This window comes from Nocardia higoensis NBRC 100133 (assembly GCF_000308595.1).
Lineage (GTDB): Bacteria > Actinomycetota > Actinomycetes > Mycobacteriales > Mycobacteriaceae > Nocardia > Nocardia higoensis.
Genome location: NZ_BAGA01000022.1, coordinates 1 through 15,182, shown reverse-complemented (window position 1 = coordinate 15,182; position 15,182 = coordinate 1). Strand labels below are relative to the sequence as shown.

The following is a 15,182-nucleotide window of genomic DNA, read 5'->3' as shown; positions in this document are numbered from 1 at the left end:
ACCCGCATTCGTACCGGGGTCGCGCTGCGGCAGACCGCCGGGCTCGGCGACGGAGGGCGCCTCACGCACGGTGGGGCCGGAGACCGGCGGCAGCGGACCGGAGGGCGGCTGCGTACCGGGGGCCGCGGGACCGCCGTTGCGCTTGGGCATGCTGGCGGCGGCGAGCTTGCCGCGCTGCGGGCCGTTGGCCGCGGCGGACGCGCTCGACTCGCGCAGGCTGGCCGAATGCGTGCCGCTGCCGTTGCCGCTCTCGGTGGACATGCCCGCCGAGGCGGCGGCCGTGCCGGGCTGACGTTGCGGTAGTCCGCCGGATCCGCTCGCGGCCGGAGCCACCGGGGCGATCGGACCGGAATCGGTCCGGATCGGACCGCTGACACCCGGGTCGACGGTCACCACCATGTTGCCCGCCGAGGTGCGGGTGACCGCGCGGGTCTGCATGGTCGAAGCCGGACGCTGCGGGTTCGGCTGAACCGGCGCGGCCTGCACGGCCTGCGCCCCGGTGCCACCCTTGACCGGCACGATCAGGCCGACCGGCACGTGCACGGTGACCGTGACGCCGGGGTCGCGGGCGGTGTCGAAGGTCGGGCGCAGCCGGACGGTGAGACCGTGCCGCTCGGCCAGCCTGCCGACCACGAACAGGCCCATGTGGCGGGCGGTGTCCGGGCCGGGCTCGGCGGTCTGCTCGAGCTTGCGGTTGATCTCGGCCATTTCCGCGGGCGGCATGCCGATGCCGCGGTCGGCGACCTCGATGAGCAGCCCCTGGTCGTGCGCCTGCGCGAAGGTGAACTTCACGTCCGTCTCCGGCGGCGAGGCGCGCAGCGCGTTGTCGAGCAGCTCGGCGAACAGGTGCGCGAGGTCGGAGGCCGACGGCTCCTTGAGCGCGCCGCGCGGGGTCGCGCCCAGCTTCACGCGCTCGTAGTCCTCGACCTCGGAGATCGCGGCGCGCAGCACGTCGGCGATCTCGACCGGCGCGGACTTGGCGCGGCGCTGCTTGGTGCCGGCCAGAATCAGCAGGTTGTCGCCGTTTCGGCGCATACGGGCGGCGAGATGGTCGAGCCGGAAGAGGTTTTCCAGCAGGCGCGGATCCTTCTCGTCGTACTCCATCGCCTCGATGAGGGTCAGCTGATGGTCGACGAGAGACTTGGAACGCCGGGCCAGGGTCTCGAACATGTCGTTGACCTGGGAACGCATCTGCGCCTGATCACTGGCCAGGCGCAGCGCCTGACCGTGGATGTCGTCGATGGCGCGGGCCAGCTGGCCGATCTCCTCGTCCGAGCGGATCGGCATCGGCTCCAGCGGCACGTCCTCCGGAGCGGCGCCGGTGCGCAGCTGGGCGACCTCGTGCGGCAGATCGCTCTCGGCCACGCGCAGTGCGGCCAGGCGCAGCCGGTGCAGCGGCACGATCATCGACCGCGCGACGAAGACCGCGAGCAGCAGCGCCGCCAGGATCGTGGCGAGCACGACCGCGGTGTAGGTCCAGGCCTCGCGGTTGGCGCGACCGGACAGATCGGCCATCGCGACATCCAGGTCGTGGGTCGCCTTGGCGATGACCCGCTCGTAGACGTCGACGCTGGTGGTGAGCGAGGTCTTGAAGTCGCCGAGCGGGATCTTGCCCGCCTGCGCCTCCGGCCCCTCGATCAGCGCGATGCGCAGGTCCACGCCCGCCCGCAGGTCGGCGATGGCGGTGTCACCCTCGGGGAAGCGGTGCGCCAGCACGTTCAGCAGGTGGCGCTCGGCCTCGGAGGCGGCCACGAAGGCCTGCACGCCCGCCTTGAAGTCGTGCAGCACGATGTTGAAGGCGGCGAGTTCGGAGACCAGGGTCGCGCGGGTATTGAGCGAGTCGACGAGGCGCAGCTTGGCCGCGTCCACCGCCGGATCACTCACCTGCGAGACGGTGGCCTCGACGATGCTCACGTTCTCGTTGCGGATCCGGTCGATCCCGCCGAGCGCCTCGGTCGAGTCGGCGGCGGCCTTGCCCCTGGCCAGGATCGCCCGGGACTCGGTGATCATGGTCTGCAGCGAAGCCTGCGACTCGGGCCTGCCCTCGAACTTCCCGACCGCGGACTCCGCGGTCGAGATGGCCTGATCGAGCTCGGTGAGATCCTGATCGGTCACCACGGAGGCGCCGGGTATCAGCGAGACCATCTGCGAACCGGCGACCGTGGCGGCCGCCGCGCTCAGGCCGGTGACGGCCGGAATGACCTCGATGTTGCCCGCGACGTTCTCGAGCCGGTTGGCTTGGCCGAACTCCGTGGTAATCCTCGACACTCCGAGACCGACCGCGACGGCCAGCGGCACGGCGAGAACCGCCGTAACCTTCCAGCGCAGGTCCCAATTGCCGAGCGCCCAGCGCTTCTTGCCGGACCTTGCGGCGTCACGCATCTCCCACTCACTTTCCAAACTGGCCCCATCCACGCGCCATCAGCGAACCTCCACAATCGCACTGGCTCGACAGGTGGAGCTGGCCGAGAACTGCGGCTGGCCGAGAAATTGCGTCTATGACGGCCGAAATAAGTGACATCAGATTCTAACGGATCAATAACAGCTTGGGCGACATCAGGTAGCGCCACGGGACTTGACCTGCCTGTTCCAGGCATAACCAAAGGTCGCGGCGCCCTCCCGGGCGTCGCGTGAAGTCTGCCACAATCACACAGATCTATCGAGGCGGGCATCGAAGCGAGGGCTAGGGAGTCACCGGAGTTGAACGAACAGCGCGAGTACCGGCCGATCTACCAGACGAGTCTGGTCGATCCGGCCGGTTTCTGGGCAGACGCGGCCGAGGCCGTCGACTGGGATGTGCCGCCCACCCAGATCGTCGACCCGGGCGTGAAGCCGGTCGCCCGGTGGTTCGCCGATGCCCAGCTCAACACATGTTTCAACGCCCTGGACCGGCACCTGCCCGAGCGGGCCGACCAGCCGGCCCTGATCTACGACTCGGCGATGACCCACACCAAGCGCACCTACACCTACGCCGAATTGGTCGACGAGGTCGCGACCTTCGCCGGCGCGATGCGCCGACTGGGCGTGCAACGCGGTGACCGGGTGGTCGTCTATCTGCCGATGATTCCCGAGGCCGTGATCGCGATGCTGGCCTGCGCGCGGATCGGCGCGGTGCATTCGGTGGTTTTCGGCGGTTTCGCCGCGCCCGAACTGGCCGCCCGTATCGATGACGCCGAACCGGTGCTCGTTCTCACCGCGGCCGGCGGCCTGGAACCGAATCGCAAGATCGAATATCCACCCATCGTGCGCCGCGCCCTCGAACTCGCCGAGACCGATTCCGTGCGGCACGTGGTCGTCAAGAAGCGCGCGCCGCAATTCGCTCCCGGGACCGACGAGGACGGCCGTCCCGGCGACCCGGTGCGCTGGCTGGACTGGGACGAGACGGTCACCGACGCGCCGAAGGCCGATCCGGTCGCCGTCGCCGCGACGGACCCGCTCTACATCCTCTACACCTCCGGCACCACCGGTAAGCCCAAGGGCGTCGTCCGCGACAACGGCGGACACGCGGTCGCGCTGACCTGGTCGATGCGCAATGTCTACGACATGGGTGCGGGGGACGTGATGTGGGCCGCCTCCGATGTGGGCTGGGTGGTCGGCCACTCCTACATCGTCTACGCGCCGCTGCTGGCCGGGGCGACCACGCTGCTCTACGAGGGCAAGCCGGTGGGCACCCCGGACGCGGGCGCGTACTGGCGCATCGTCGAGGAATACAACGTCCGGGTGCTGTTCACCGCGCCGACCGCGCTGCGCGCGATCCGCAAGGCCGACCCCGAGGCGAAACTGGCCCACACCCACGACCTGTCGTCGATGCGCGCGCTGTTCTGCGCGGGCGAGCGGCTCGACCCGGCCACCTTCGAATGGGCCTCGCGCACCCTGCTCGCGGACCTGCCGGACTGCCCGGTGGTCGACCACTGGTGGCAGACCGAGACCGGCTGGCCGATCTGCGCGAACCCGCTCGGCCTGCAGCAACTGCCGATCAAGGCGGGTTCGGCATCGGTGCCGGTGCCCGGCTACCGGCTCCGCGTGCTCGACGCGGTGGGCAATCCGGTGGCCCCGGGCACCGAGGGCAATATCGTGATCGGCCTGCCCATGCCGCCCGGCACGCTGTCGGGGCTGTGGCGCGACGACGAGCGCTTCGTCCGCTCCTACACTTCGGCCTTCCCCGGTCACTACGCCACCGGCGACGCCGGGTACTTCGACGAGGACGGCTATCTCTACGTCCTCGGCCGCAGCGACGATGTCATCAACATGGCCGGCCACCGGCTGTCCGCGGGCAGCATGGAAGCCGCCGTCGCCGGGCATCCGGCCGTGGCCGAATGCGCCGTCATCGGCCTGCCCGACGAACTCAAGGGGCAGCGGCCGATCGCGTACGTGGTGCTCAAGGAGGGCATCGACATCGACCCGACCGACCTGCGCGACGAACTGATCGCGCGGGTGCGCGAGCAGGTCGGCGCGATCGCGGCGCTGTCGGACGCGGTGATCGTGGCCGGGCTGCCCAAGACCCGCTCGGGCAAGATCCTGCGCAAGACGATCCGCCAGATCACCGCGGGCGAACAGATCGAGGTGCCCTCCACCATCGAGGATCCCGCGGTGCTGGCCGCGCTGGAGGACCAGATCCTGACCAGCCGGGCCGACGCGGCCGCCGAAGCCGCGCAGGCCGCGGCGACCAACGGGGGCACGCCGGTCACCGAGGATCCGCAGCCGAGCACCTGAACGAGAGACGAGCCGGTCTCCCGGTAGCCGGTTGCCCGAGAGCCGGGCGAGCGGCCGGACCGAACGCGAAAAGCCCGACGTGGGTGGCGTTTTCGACCAGCGCGGCGCGATCCTCAGAGTTTCCTGAAGAAACTCTCACCCCCGCGCACCGTGTTCGCGCCTACCGTCGGGGTAGTCGGACACCGAACACCCGACAGGATATGGAGACTCGACGATGAATTTCGTGCGCACCCGAACCCGGCTCGCCGGACTGACCGCCGCCACCGCTGCCACCGCTGCGGTATTCCTCGGCCCCGCGCTCGCTTCCGCGGGCCCGGCGGAGCTGGCCGAACCGCTGCTCAGCAGCGACTGCTCCTTCGCGCAGGTCGAGGCGGCACTGCGGGTCGAGGCGCCCGAGCTGGCCCAGCTGCTCGACGCCAACCCGAGCCAGAAGGCCATGCTGCAACAGCAGTTCGACCGGCCGGTCGAGGAGCGGCGCGCGGAGTTCCAGCGTGCGCTGGAGCAGAACCCCGAGGCCGCTCAGCAGGCGCAGACCGACCCGCGAGCGGCCCAGCTGAGCCAGGTGCTGGCGCAGGTCGCGGCGACCTGCCACAACTACTGATGCCGGTGTCGCTCTGATGCCGTGGGCCCGTTCGCGCGGAGAATGAGTGGCGTGAGCGCCGACAACCTGCCGACCGTCCTCGTCGTCGACGACGACGAGGACGTGCTCGTCTCGGTCGAACGGGGGCTGCGGCTGTCGGGCTTCCGCGTCCTGGTGGCCCGCGACGGAGCCGCCGCGCTGCGCAGCGTGACCGAGCACAGCCCCGACGCCGTCGTGCTCGACATGAACATGCCGCTGCTCGACGGCGCCGGGGTGGTCACGGCCCTGCGCGCCCTCGGCAACGAGGTGCCGGTCTGTGTGCTCAGCGCCCGCGCCTCGGTGGACGACCGGATCTGGGGTCTCGAGTCCGGCGCCGACGACTACCTGGTGAAACCGTTCGTGCTCGCCGAATTGGTGGCCCGGATCAAGGCCCTGCTGCGCAGGCGCACCGATACCGCGCCACCCGCCGCGCCGGGAGCGATCACGGTCGGCCCGCTCGCGGTGGATGTCGCCGGATACCGCGCGCTGCTGCACGGCCGCGAGATCGAGCTGACCAAGCGCGAATTCGAACTGCTGTCCACGCTGGCCCGCAACGCGGGGGTGGTGCTGAGCCGGGAACGGCTGCTCGAGCTGGTGTGGGGCTACGACTTCGCCGCCGACACCAATGTGGTGGACGTGTTCGTCGGCTATCTGCGCCGCAAGCTCGAGGCCGACGGCACCCCGCGGCTGCTGCACACCGTGCGCGGGGTGGGGTTCGTGCTGCGAGCGCCGAAGTGAGTTCACCCGCACCCCGCGGCGGCCGACGCCGGACCTTCTCCCTGCGCACCCGGGTGGCGGGCGCGGCGGCGGCGGGTGCGGTGATCCTGGTGCTGCTGGTCAGCGCGGTCGCCGTGCGCGCGATCGAGCGCATCAACCTGCAACAGAGCGATCGGCAGCTGGCGGTGGCCTCGCGGCTGGTGCTGATCGACCCGGTGATCGCGGTCGGCGTGCTCGGGCTGACCGGGCTCAACGACGATATCGCGATCACCGTGCGCGAAGACGGCGAGGTGGTGGCGAGCAGTGCGGTGCGGCTGCCCGACCTGCCGGCGGGTTCGCGCACCGTCACCGTCTCGGGCACCAGGTACCGGGTGCTGACCACCACCGAGAACCAGCCCGCCGGGCGCACCGTCTCACTGGGCATTCCCGCCGACGAGGCCGCGCGGGTGACCGCCGAGCAGCAGCGCTGGGTACTCGGCGGCGCACTGCTCGCGGTGGCCGCCGCAGGCGCGCTGGGCTGGCTGTTCGCCGGCCGGGCGGTGCGTCCGATCGTCGATCTCACCGAACAGGTCGGCGCGCGAACGGCTTTCGGCACTCCCGAGCCCGCGCGACCGCCGGTGGACGGTTCCGGCGTGCGGGAGGCCGAACAACTGGCCGAGGCGGTGAACACCATGCTGGCGCGGGTGGACAGGGCCCAGGCCGAGACCGCCGCCGCCCTGGCCACGGCGCGCGATTTCGCCGCCGTCTCGGCGCACGAGCTGCGCACCCCGCTGACCGCCATGCGCACCGACCTCGAGGTGCTGCGCACCCTGGACCTGACCGCCGAGCAGCGCGCCGAGATCCTGGCCGACCTGCAGCGCGGGCAGGGCCGGGTGGAGTCCACCCTGGCGGCGCTGGAGCGGCTGGCCACCGGCGATCTGACCCAGGACCGCGACCATGTGGACACCGATGTGGGCGAGCTGTGCGACCAGGCCGCCCACGACGCGATGCGCCACTTCCCCGGTCTCACCGTGCGCATCGACACCGACGCCGATCTGGTGACCCGCGGCCTGCCCGCCGGACTGCGTCTGGCGGTGGACAACGCGCTGGCGAATTCGGTGAAACACGGCGGCGCGACCGAGGCCGCCGTGCACGCGCACCGCACGGAAAACCGAACAATTGTGATAGCCGTCGACGACAACGGCAGCGGATTGCCCGTGGACGAACGGGAATCGGTGTTCGAGCGTTTCCGGCGTGGCCGTCACGCCGGAAAAGGCGGCTCGGGACTGGGGCTCGCACTCGTCGCGCAGCAGGCCCAATTACACGGCGGGCGAGCCTATTTCACCGACAGCCCGCTCGGTGGCGCACGGCTCGTACTCGAATTGCCGCAACGTCGCGGCAATTCTGGTCGCGCGTAGCCCTCATCGAACTCTCATAGTTCTCACCGGAACCGGCCGGAAATCGCGCCATAGAGTTCGACTCATGAAACCGATTCGAACCCGATGGGTGATTCCCGTGACGAGCATCCTGGCCACAGGCGCGGCACGCACCGGTGGCACGGCCGGTCCGGTCCCGGCCGCGATCGCCCTGATGGACACCGAGGCCGGACCGGTCGGCGCGCGCGTGGCCGACTCCCCGCGCCGCGACGGCGGCGCTGCCGATGCGCAGTAGCGCCCGGCAGTCCGCCATCGCCTCGGCGTCGACCGATCCGGCCGAGATCAGTGCGGGAACGGGTCCCGAACGGAAACCTCAGGCGTGGCCGACGCTCGACCAGCCCGCGACCTCTTCGGGCTTGCGCGGGCCCGGCCCGGTGTAGATGGCGGCCGGGCGGACCAGCTTGCCCAGGCGCTTCTGCTCCAGGATGTGCGCGCACCAGCCCGCGGTCCGGCCACAGGTGAACATGGCGGGCATCATGTGCGCGGGCACCTCGGCGAAGTCGAGGATGACCGCGGCCCAGAACTCGACATTGGTCTCGATAGCGCGGTCCGGCCGGCGCTCACGCAGTTCGGCCAGCGCGGCCTGCTCGAGCGCGGCGGCGACCTCGAAGCGGGGCGCGGCCAGCCGTTCGGCGGTGGCGCGCAGCACGCGAGCGCGGGGGTCCTCGGCCCGGTAGACCCGGTGGCCGAAGCCCATCAGCTTCTCCTTGCGGTCGAGGATGCCCTTGACCAGCGCGCGGGCGTCGCCGGTCTTCTCGACCTCCTCGATCATCGGCAGCACGCGGGCCGGGGCGCCGCCGTGCAGCGGACCCGACATCGCGCCGATCGCGCCGGACAGCGAGGCCGCCACGTCGGCGCCGGTGGAGGCGATCACCCGGGCGGTGAAGGTGGAGGCGTTCATGCCGTGCTCGGCCGCGGAGACCCAGTAGGCGTCGATGGCCTCGGTGTGGCGCGGGTCCGGGTCACCCTTCCATCGGGTCATGAAGCGCTCGGTGACCGTCTTGCACTCGTCGATCGTCTTCTGCGGTACGGCGGGCTGGTAGATGCCGCGCGCGGACTGCGCCACATACGACAGCGCCATCACCGAGGCGCGCGCCAGGTTCTCCCTGGCGGTGGCGTCGTCGATGTCCAGCAGCGGCTGATAGCCCCAGATCGGAGCCAGCATGGCCAGACCGGCCTGCACGTCGACACGCACATCGCCGGTGTGCACCGGCAGCGGGAACGGCTCGGCGGGCGGCAGACCGTGCCCGAACTCGCCGTCGACCAGCAGAGCCCAGACGTCACCGAAGGTCACCCGGCTGCCGACCAGATCCTCGATGTCGACACCGCGGTAGCGCAGCGCGCCGCCGTCCTTGTCCGGCTCGGCGATGTCGGTGGTGAAGGCGACCACGCCCTCGAGACCACTGACGAAATCAGCGGGGACGGCGGCTTTTCCACCGGACACCGCGGGGCTGGTAGTCATGGTGTGACTCTCCTTGCACTTCGGTCGCATGTATGCGAGGGCGCATGAGGTCTCGCCGAGGTGGGTGCTTCGCCGAGCCCATGCCGATCAACCAGCACCTTATCTCCCCGCTACCGCGGAGTAACGTCAGCCCCATGCCTGACCTGCACAATTCCCCGCCCCGCGCCGACCGGCCCGACGATCGGGCGGGGCAGCCGAAGGACCTGGAGGCGACCCTGCGACAGGTGGCGGCGGACCTCGCCGCCATGCGGGTGGACTACGTCGGCACGCCGTACGGCTCCGGCGAGGACGTCGATCTCGACGAGACCTGGCTGGCCGGCGGCTGGGAACCGTTGCTGCGCAATTGGATCGAGCAGGCGACGGCCGTGGGCGTCGCGGAGCCGAACGCGATGGTGCTGTCCACCGTGGCGATGACCGACGGCGTGCCGAGACCGTCCTCGCGGACGGTGCTGTGTAAAGGCCTCTCGCCAGAAGGTGTGACCTTTTACACGAATTACGACAGCGCCAAGGGCACGCAGCTGCGCGAGGTCCCCTACGCCTCGATCACCTTCGTCTGGCCCGCCCTGGCCAGGCAGGTACACCTGCGGGGGGCGGTGGAGCGGGTCGGCGCCGAGCAGACGCGGGTGTACTGGCGTTCCCGGCCGCGCGATTCCCAGCTCGGCGCCTGGGCTTCCCAGCAGTCCCGGCCGATCGCGTCGCGCGCCGACCTCGACCTGGCGCTGAGCGAGGTCACCGAGCGATTCGCCGAGGTCGAGGAGATCCCGGTGCCGCCGCACTGGGGCGGATTGCTGCTGCGACCCGAGGACGTCGAGTTCTGGCAGGGCCGCCGGGGCAGGCTGCACAACCGGCTGCGCCTGCGCATCGAGCCCGACGGCACCCGGATCGAGCGGCTCCAGCCCTGAAAAGGCCCGAACCGGCTCGTGATATTTCCCACGGTTTTCCTCTTGCGCACCCCCGGGTAGCGCCCTGGGACCGCGACGCGCGGGGCGCATCCGGCACCGCGCGGCTCCGGCCGATCGCCCACGGGCACAGTGCGCCGGCCGCTTGCCGCGGCAGGCACGGACCACCTGCCCGGGACGGGGCGGCGGTCCCCGCCGCACGGCTCGGCCCGGCCGCGCCCACGTGCCGCTCGTCACTCCCGCGACGGCCGGTTACCAGGCAAATCGGGTTACCCGCCGGTACTCCTCCTGCGCTCGCGCCGATTGTGAGCGCAACGGGTATGTTCGGCCGTGGGCCCACCCGCGTCGGACCGGTTCCGGTGACCCGCCCGGGGCCCGCGACTGTCCTCGGGCCGCACCGGCGGGCAGCCCCGAACGCCCCGCGATGTCCGGCGGGCGTGAAACGTGCGCACCGGACCCCTCATGCCGAGGGAACTCCCCTCAGCGACTAGCGTCTAAGTGATCGCACCGCCGTGCCGACCGCACTCCGATGCCGACGGTCCTAGCCTGAGAGGGATCCTTCCGTGCCCGAGAACCACAACGACGCCAAGCCGGTATTGAGCTACCCCGGCGGCGAATACGCCATGACGATCACCGAGGCCACCGAAGGCAACCACGGTGTCGATCTGGGCAAGATGCTGGCCAGCACCGGATACGTCACCTACGACCCGGGCTTCATGAACACCGCGCCCACCAAGTCGGCGATCACCTACATCGACGGCGAAGCGGGCATCCTGCGCTACCGCGGCTACCCGATCGAGCAGCTCGCCGACTCCTCGACCTTCATCGAGGTCAGCTACCTGCTGATCTACGGCGAGCTACCCACCCAGGCGCAGCTCGACGACTTCACCGACCGCATCCGCCGCCACACCCTGCTGCACGAGGACCTCAAGCGGTTCTTCGACGGCTTCCCGCGCAACGCGCACCCGATGCCGGTGCTCTCCTCGGCGGTCAACGCGCTGTCGGCCTACTACCAGGACTCGCTGGACCCGCGCGACCCCGAGCAGGTCGAGCTGTCCACCATCCGCCTGCTGGCCAAGCTGCCCACCATCGCGGCCTACTCCTACAAGAAGTCGGTGGGCCAGCCGTTCCTCTACCCGGACAACTCCCTGAGCCTGGTCGAGAACTTCCTGCGGATGACCTTCGGCTTCCCGGCCGAGCCCTACGAGGTCGACCCCGAGGTCGCCGCCGCGCTGGACATGCTGCTGATCCTGCACGCCGATCACGAGCAGAACTGCTCGACCTCCACCGTGCGCCTGGTCGGCTCCTCCGACGCCAACCTGTTCACCTCGGTCTCCGGCGGCATCAACGCGCTGTGGGGCCCGCTGCACGGTGGCGCGAACCAGGCCGTGCTGGAGATGCTCGACGACATCAAGGCCGCAGGCGGCGATGTCAAGGAGTTCATCCGCAAGGTCAAGAACAAGGAAGACGGCGTGAAGCTCATGGGCTTCGGGCACCGCGTCTACCGCAACTACGACCCGCGCGCGGCCATCGCCAAGAAGCACGCCGACGCGATCCTGCGCAAGCTGGGCGGCGACGACGAGCTGTTCGACATCGCCCAGGCGCTCGAGGAAGCCGCGCTCACCGACGATTACTTCGTCGAGCGCCGGCTGTACCCGAACGTCGACTTCTACACCGGCGTCATCTACAAGGCGATGGGCTTCCCGACCCGTATGTTCACCGTGCTGTTCGCGATGGGCCGGCTGCCCGGCTGGATCGCGCACTGGCGCGAGATGCACAGCGAGCCGCTGAAGATCGGCCGCCCGCGCCAGATCTACACCGGGTACCCTGCTCGCGACTACGCGCGGATCACCGAGCGCTGACCCGCTCGACCGGTGATCCGGTCGCGTCGATCGACCAGCAACACTCCAACAGTCACTGTCGAAGGGGATAGCGAATGACCAAGCCGGTAGTCGAATTCCAGGCCGGGCCGCCGCCCGCCGAGCTCGTCGTCAAGGATCTGATCGAGGGCGAGGGCGCCGAGGCCGTGCCCGGCGGCACCGTCGAGGTCCACTATGTCGGCGTCGAATTCGAGACCGGCGAGGAGTTCGACTCGTCGTGGAGCCGCGGCGAGTCCATCACCTTCCCGCTGCGCGGCCTGATCCAGGGCTGGCAGGACGGCATCCCCGGCATGAAGGTGGGCGGCCGCCGTCAGCTGACCATCCCGCCGGAGCTGGCCTACGGCCGGGCCGGTGGCGGTCACCCGCTGTCGGGCAAGACCCTGGTCTTCGTGATCGACCTGATCAACGCCGAGTAGCGCGCGGTAACTCGCGCGTCGCATCGAGGCCCGCACCCCGTTCGCCGGGGCGCGGGCCTTCTCGTCGTCCGGCTTCAGCCGACCGCGAGTGATGCCGTCCAATCGACGGCGACGGACTCGCCGCGGTCGACGGTGAAGAAGGCGACCTGCAGCCGGGCGCCGAGGTCGACCAGCCCGAGCGCGGCCAACGGCACCGGCTGGGTGATCCGGACCCGCCACGGCCGCGGCTCGTCCCATGCCCGCAGTTCCAGGTCCAAACGCAGCACCGGATCCGCTTTCCCCGCGAAGTCGGCGGCGACCGGGGCGGCCGCGAGCACCGTCGCCTCGGCCCGGCGCCCGTCGCGCAGGATGCGATGCAGGCTGACGGCGGCTGCGTCGCCGGCGTCGACCAGATAGAGCACGACGCGATTCGGATCGCCCGGGTCGACCCGGCACAGCACGGTGTCACCGGCCCGCATGGACGCCAGATCCTCGCGCGGCACGGGTTGACGCACGAGCGTCTCGTAGGGCAGCTCGCCGTCGAGGCGCACGCGCACCTGCAATACCCGTTCGCGATCGTCGCCGCCGGTTCGCCCGCCGGTCGTCCGGCGAGCGGCCCGCCCGGCGAACGGCCATACCGAGCGCTGCCGCACCGGCCGCACGCCCATCACGACCGCGGTGCCGGGGGTGCCGCGCAGCAGGAGTTCGCGTCGCGCCTCGGCCGTCAGACCCGCCGGATACCTGCGGCGCGAACGGGTGTCGCGTGGCTGCCACCGGGAGTTCGCTGCCGCCTTGCCCATGGTCGCTACGTTAGCCGCCGGGCGTCCCGTGCGATACCGGTCACATGCCCGACCGCGGCCCGGCGTGTCCCCGCCGCGCCGACCCCCACCCACTGTGATCGGGCAGGTCGGACACGCTTTACCCTGGTGGCCATGACCTCTGCGTTCCCCACCATCCCCGACGACCTCAAGCCCGCCGACGGACGCTTCGGCTGTGGCCCTTCCAAGGTTCGCCCGGAGCAGCTCGAGTCCCTCGTGCGGGTGGGCGCCTCGGTGTTCGGAACCTCGCATCGGCAGAAGCCGGTCAAGGACGTGGTCGCCCGCGTGCGCTCCGGTCTGCGCGATCTGTTCTCGCTGCCCGACGGCTACGAGGTGGTGCTCGGCAACGGCGGCACCACCGCCTTCTGGGACGCCGCCGCGTTCGGCCTGATCCGTGAGCGTTCGCTGCACCTGACCAACGGCGAGTTCTCCAGCAAGTTCGCCGCCGTCGCCAAGGGCAACCCGTTCATCGGCGATCCGATCGTCGTCTCCTCCGAGCCGGGCAGCGCGCCCGAGCCGGTCGCCGATCCCTCCGCCGACCTGATCGGCTGGGCCCACAACGAGACCTCCACCGGCGTCGCCATCCCGGTGCAGCGTCCCGCCGGCTCGGAGAACGCGCTGATCGCCATCGACGCCACCTCCGGTGCGGGCGGCCTGCCGGTGAACATCGCCGATTCCGACGTGTACTACTTCGCCCCGCAGAAGTGCTTCGCCGCCGACGGCGGTCTGTGGATCGCCCTCATGAGCCCCGCCGCGCTGGCCCGCGTCGAGGAGATCAAGAGCAGCGGCCGCTGGACCCCGGAGTTCCTGTCGCTGCCGGTCGCCATCGACAACAGCAGCAAGGACCAGACCTACAACACCCCGGCGCTGGCCACCCTGCTGCTGTTCGCCGACCAGATCGAGTGGCTCAACGGCAACGGCGGCCTGGACTGGGCGGTCAAGCGCACCGCCGATTCCTCCTCGCGCCTGTACAACTGGGCCGAGGCCAGCGAGTACGCCACCCCGTACGTGGCGGACCCGGCGCACCGCTCGCAGGTGGTCGGCACCATCGACTTCGCCGACAGCGTCGACGCGGCCCAGGTCGCGAAGATCCTGCGCGCGAACGGCATCGTCGACACCGAGCCCTACCGCAAGCTGGGCCGCAACCAACTGCGCATCGGCATGTTCCCGGCCATCGACCCCGAGGACGTCTCGCAGCTGACCCGCGCCGTCGACTGGGTCGTCGGACAGCTCTGATCTGTTTCCCCGTCCTGTCCCCTTTTCGGCGGACGAGGACAGGGGCAGACACGCCGCCTCCTGCAGCGCCGGATCGCACCAGCGGTCCGGCGCTGCAAGGTTTTTCGAGGATTTCGGGGTGCGTTCCCCGGCTGCGAAATCCACAAACATTAGCGCCTTCTTCGCCGCTTCGCCGAAGTTTCCGCCCGCGTGTCTTGCCCCGGACCACTGTTGTGTGCACTACTGTTGCGAACCAGTGGGCGGTGTCGCGAGTCGGCGCGATAAGGAGGTAGCGGTGCGTGAACTTCGTGTGATCGGGGTGACGCCCGACTCCACGCACATCGTGTGTGTCGACACCGAATCCGGTCAGAAGTTCCGCCTCCCCGCGGACGACAAGCTCAGAGCCGCCGCGCGCGGCGACCTTGCCCGGTTCGGCCAGATCGAAATCGAAATGGAAGCGTCTATGCGTCCTCGCGATATTCAGGCCCGTATCCGTGCCGGTGCGTCCGTGGAGCAGGTGACCGCCGAATCGGGGATGCCCGCCAGTCGCGTGGAACGCTTCGCCTACCCGGTGTTGCTGGAGCGCGCCCGCGCGGCCGAACTGGCTCAGAAGGCACACCCGGTGCGCGCCGACGGCCCCGCCGTCGCGACCCTCATCGAGGTGGTGACCGCGGCGTTCACCGAGCGCGGGCACACCCTGGAGAACGCCGAGTGGGACGCCTGGAAGGACGAGAAGGGCTTCTGGGTCGCTCAATTGCAGTGGCAGAACGGACGATCCGAGATCGCCGCGCACTGGCGCTACCAGCCGGACGCGCACGGCGGCTCGGTCTCCCCGCTCGACGATCCGGCCTCGGACCTCATCGATCCGGATTTCGGTCGCGCACTGCGCGGGCTGGCGACGATCCTGCCGTCCGAACCCGAGATCGACGTGACCACTCCGCAGGAGCCCGTGCTCGAGCCGCGCCGCGAGATGGCCGCGCCGCCCGCGCGTCCGGCCAAGCAGGCCGCGCCGGTGGTCGAGGAGTACTTCGAGAAGCGCGCCGTCGCCG

At 70.4% G+C, this 15,182-nt stretch carries 13 protein-coding genes; 10 read left to right on the top strand and 3 right to left on the bottom strand.

Annotated features, from left to right (window positions below):
• Window positions 1–2,382 (bottom strand): sensor histidine kinase (locus ON26_RS03110; protein WP_157171765.1); only part of this gene is annotated, 2,382 nt, incomplete at its 3' end.
• A gap of 318 nt (window positions 2,383–2,700) precedes the next feature.
• On the opposite strand from ON26_RS03110, the gene ON26_RS03105 reads away from it, so the two are divergent.
• The 5 genes from ON26_RS03105 to ON26_RS03085 all read left to right on the top strand — a co-directional run bounded on the left by ON26_RS03105 (window position 2,701) and on the right by ON26_RS03085 (window position 7,699).
• Window positions 2,701–4,713: an AMP-binding protein gene (locus ON26_RS03105; RefSeq protein ID WP_051026594.1), complete on the top strand. Its 2,013-nt coding sequence runs from the start codon at window positions 2,701–2,703 to the stop codon at window positions 4,711–4,713.
• 214 nt (window positions 4,714–4,927) lie between these two features.
• Window positions 4,928–5,314 carry a hemophore-related protein gene (locus tag ON26_RS03100; RefSeq protein ID WP_040794424.1) on the top strand — a complete coding sequence of 129 codons (387 nt, stop codon included), beginning with the start codon at window positions 4,928–4,930 and terminating at the stop codon, window positions 5,312–5,314.
• 42 nt (window positions 5,315–5,356) lie between these two features.
• Window positions 5,357–6,070, top strand: coding sequence for a response regulator transcription factor (locus ON26_RS03095; protein WP_085998941.1), 714 nt, complete (start codon window positions 5,357–5,359; stop codon window positions 6,068–6,070).
• Window positions 6,067–7,446 carry a sensor histidine kinase gene (locus tag ON26_RS03090; RefSeq protein ID WP_174375359.1) on the top strand — a complete coding sequence of 460 codons (1,380 nt, stop codon included), beginning with the start codon at window positions 6,067–6,069 and terminating at the stop codon, window positions 7,444–7,446. The genes ON26_RS03095 and ON26_RS03090 overlap by 4 nt, the downstream gene beginning before the upstream one ends.
• Before the next feature lie 64 nt (window positions 7,447–7,510).
• Window positions 7,511–7,699 carry a hypothetical protein gene (locus tag ON26_RS03085; protein ID WP_040794423.1) on the top strand — a complete coding sequence of 63 codons (189 nt, stop codon included), beginning with the start codon at window positions 7,511–7,513 and terminating at the stop codon, window positions 7,697–7,699.
• Window positions 7,700–7,777: 78 nt separating this feature from the next.
• Here ON26_RS03085 and ON26_RS03080 read toward each other — a convergent pair whose 3' ends face one another.
• A complete protein-coding gene (locus ON26_RS03080) occupies window positions 7,778–8,926 on the bottom strand; it encodes a citrate synthase 2 (protein ID WP_040794422.1) in 1,149 nt (382 codons plus the stop codon).
• 134 nt (window positions 8,927–9,060) lie between these two features.
• Here ON26_RS03080 and pdxH point away from each other — a divergent pair, with 134 nt between their 5' ends.
• The 3 genes from pdxH to ON26_RS03065 all read left to right on the top strand — a co-directional run bounded on the left by pdxH (window position 9,061) and on the right by ON26_RS03065 (window position 12,121).
• Window positions 9,061–9,828 (top strand): pyridoxamine 5'-phosphate oxidase, encoded by a 768-nt coding sequence (pdxH, locus tag ON26_RS03075; RefSeq protein ID WP_040794421.1) that lies wholly within the window; start codon window positions 9,061–9,063, stop codon window positions 9,826–9,828.
• A 560-nt stretch (window positions 9,829–10,388) separates the two neighbouring features.
• Window positions 10,389–11,687, top strand: a complete 1,299-nt coding sequence (locus tag ON26_RS03070) for a citrate synthase (protein ID WP_040794420.1) — start codon at window positions 10,389–10,391, stop codon at window positions 11,685–11,687.
• Window positions 11,688–11,761: 74 nt separating this feature from the next.
• Window positions 11,762–12,121 (top strand): FKBP-type peptidyl-prolyl cis-trans isomerase, encoded by a 360-nt coding sequence (locus ON26_RS03065; protein ID WP_040794419.1) that lies wholly within the window; start codon window positions 11,762–11,764, stop codon window positions 12,119–12,121.
• Between the two features lie 74 nt (window positions 12,122–12,195).
• Here the strand turns inward: ON26_RS03065 and ON26_RS03060 are convergent, their stop codons facing one another.
• The gene (locus ON26_RS03060) at window positions 12,196–12,900 is read right to left on the bottom strand and encodes a hypothetical protein (RefSeq protein ID WP_051026592.1); all 705 of its coding nucleotides are present in this window, start codon (window positions 12,898–12,900) and stop codon (window positions 12,196–12,198) included.
• Between the two features lie 132 nt (window positions 12,901–13,032).
• Here ON26_RS03060 and serC point away from each other — a divergent pair, with 132 nt between their 5' ends.
• Window positions 13,033–14,154 (top strand): phosphoserine transaminase, encoded by a 1,122-nt coding sequence (gene serC, locus ON26_RS03055; RefSeq protein ID WP_040794418.1) that lies wholly within the window; start codon window positions 13,033–13,035, stop codon window positions 14,152–14,154.
• Between the two features lie 274 nt (window positions 14,155–14,428).
• The coding region (sepH, locus tag ON26_RS03050; RefSeq protein WP_051026596.1) for a septation protein SepH at window positions 14,429–15,182 on the top strand (754 nt) is incomplete at its 3' end.

Coding starts and splice junctions, on each gene's coding strand:
- ON26_RS03100 (WP_040794424.1), top strand. CDS start 4,928: ATGAATTTCGTGCGCACCCGAACCCGGCTCGCCGGACTGACCGCCGCC.
- ON26_RS03095 (WP_085998941.1), top strand. CDS start 5,357: ATGAGTGGCGTGAGCGCCGACAACCTGCCGACCGTCCTCGTCGTCGAC.
- ON26_RS03085 (WP_040794423.1), top strand. CDS start 7,511: ATGAAACCGATTCGAACCCGATGGGTGATTCCCGTGACGAGCATCCTG.
- ON26_RS03080 (WP_040794422.1), bottom strand. CDS start 8,926: ATGACTACCAGCCCCGCGGTGTCCGGTGGAAAAGCCGCCGTCCCCGCT.
- pdxH (WP_040794421.1), top strand. CDS start 9,061: ATGCCTGACCTGCACAATTCCCCGCCCCGCGCCGACCGGCCCGACGAT.
- ON26_RS03065 (WP_040794419.1), top strand. CDS start 11,762: ATGACCAAGCCGGTAGTCGAATTCCAGGCCGGGCCGCCGCCCGCCGAG.
- ON26_RS03060 (WP_051026592.1), bottom strand. CDS start 12,900: ATGGGCAAGGCGGCAGCGAACTCCCGGTGGCAGCCACGCGACACCCGT.
- serC (WP_040794418.1), top strand. CDS start 13,033: ATGACCTCTGCGTTCCCCACCATCCCCGACGACCTCAAGCCCGCCGAC.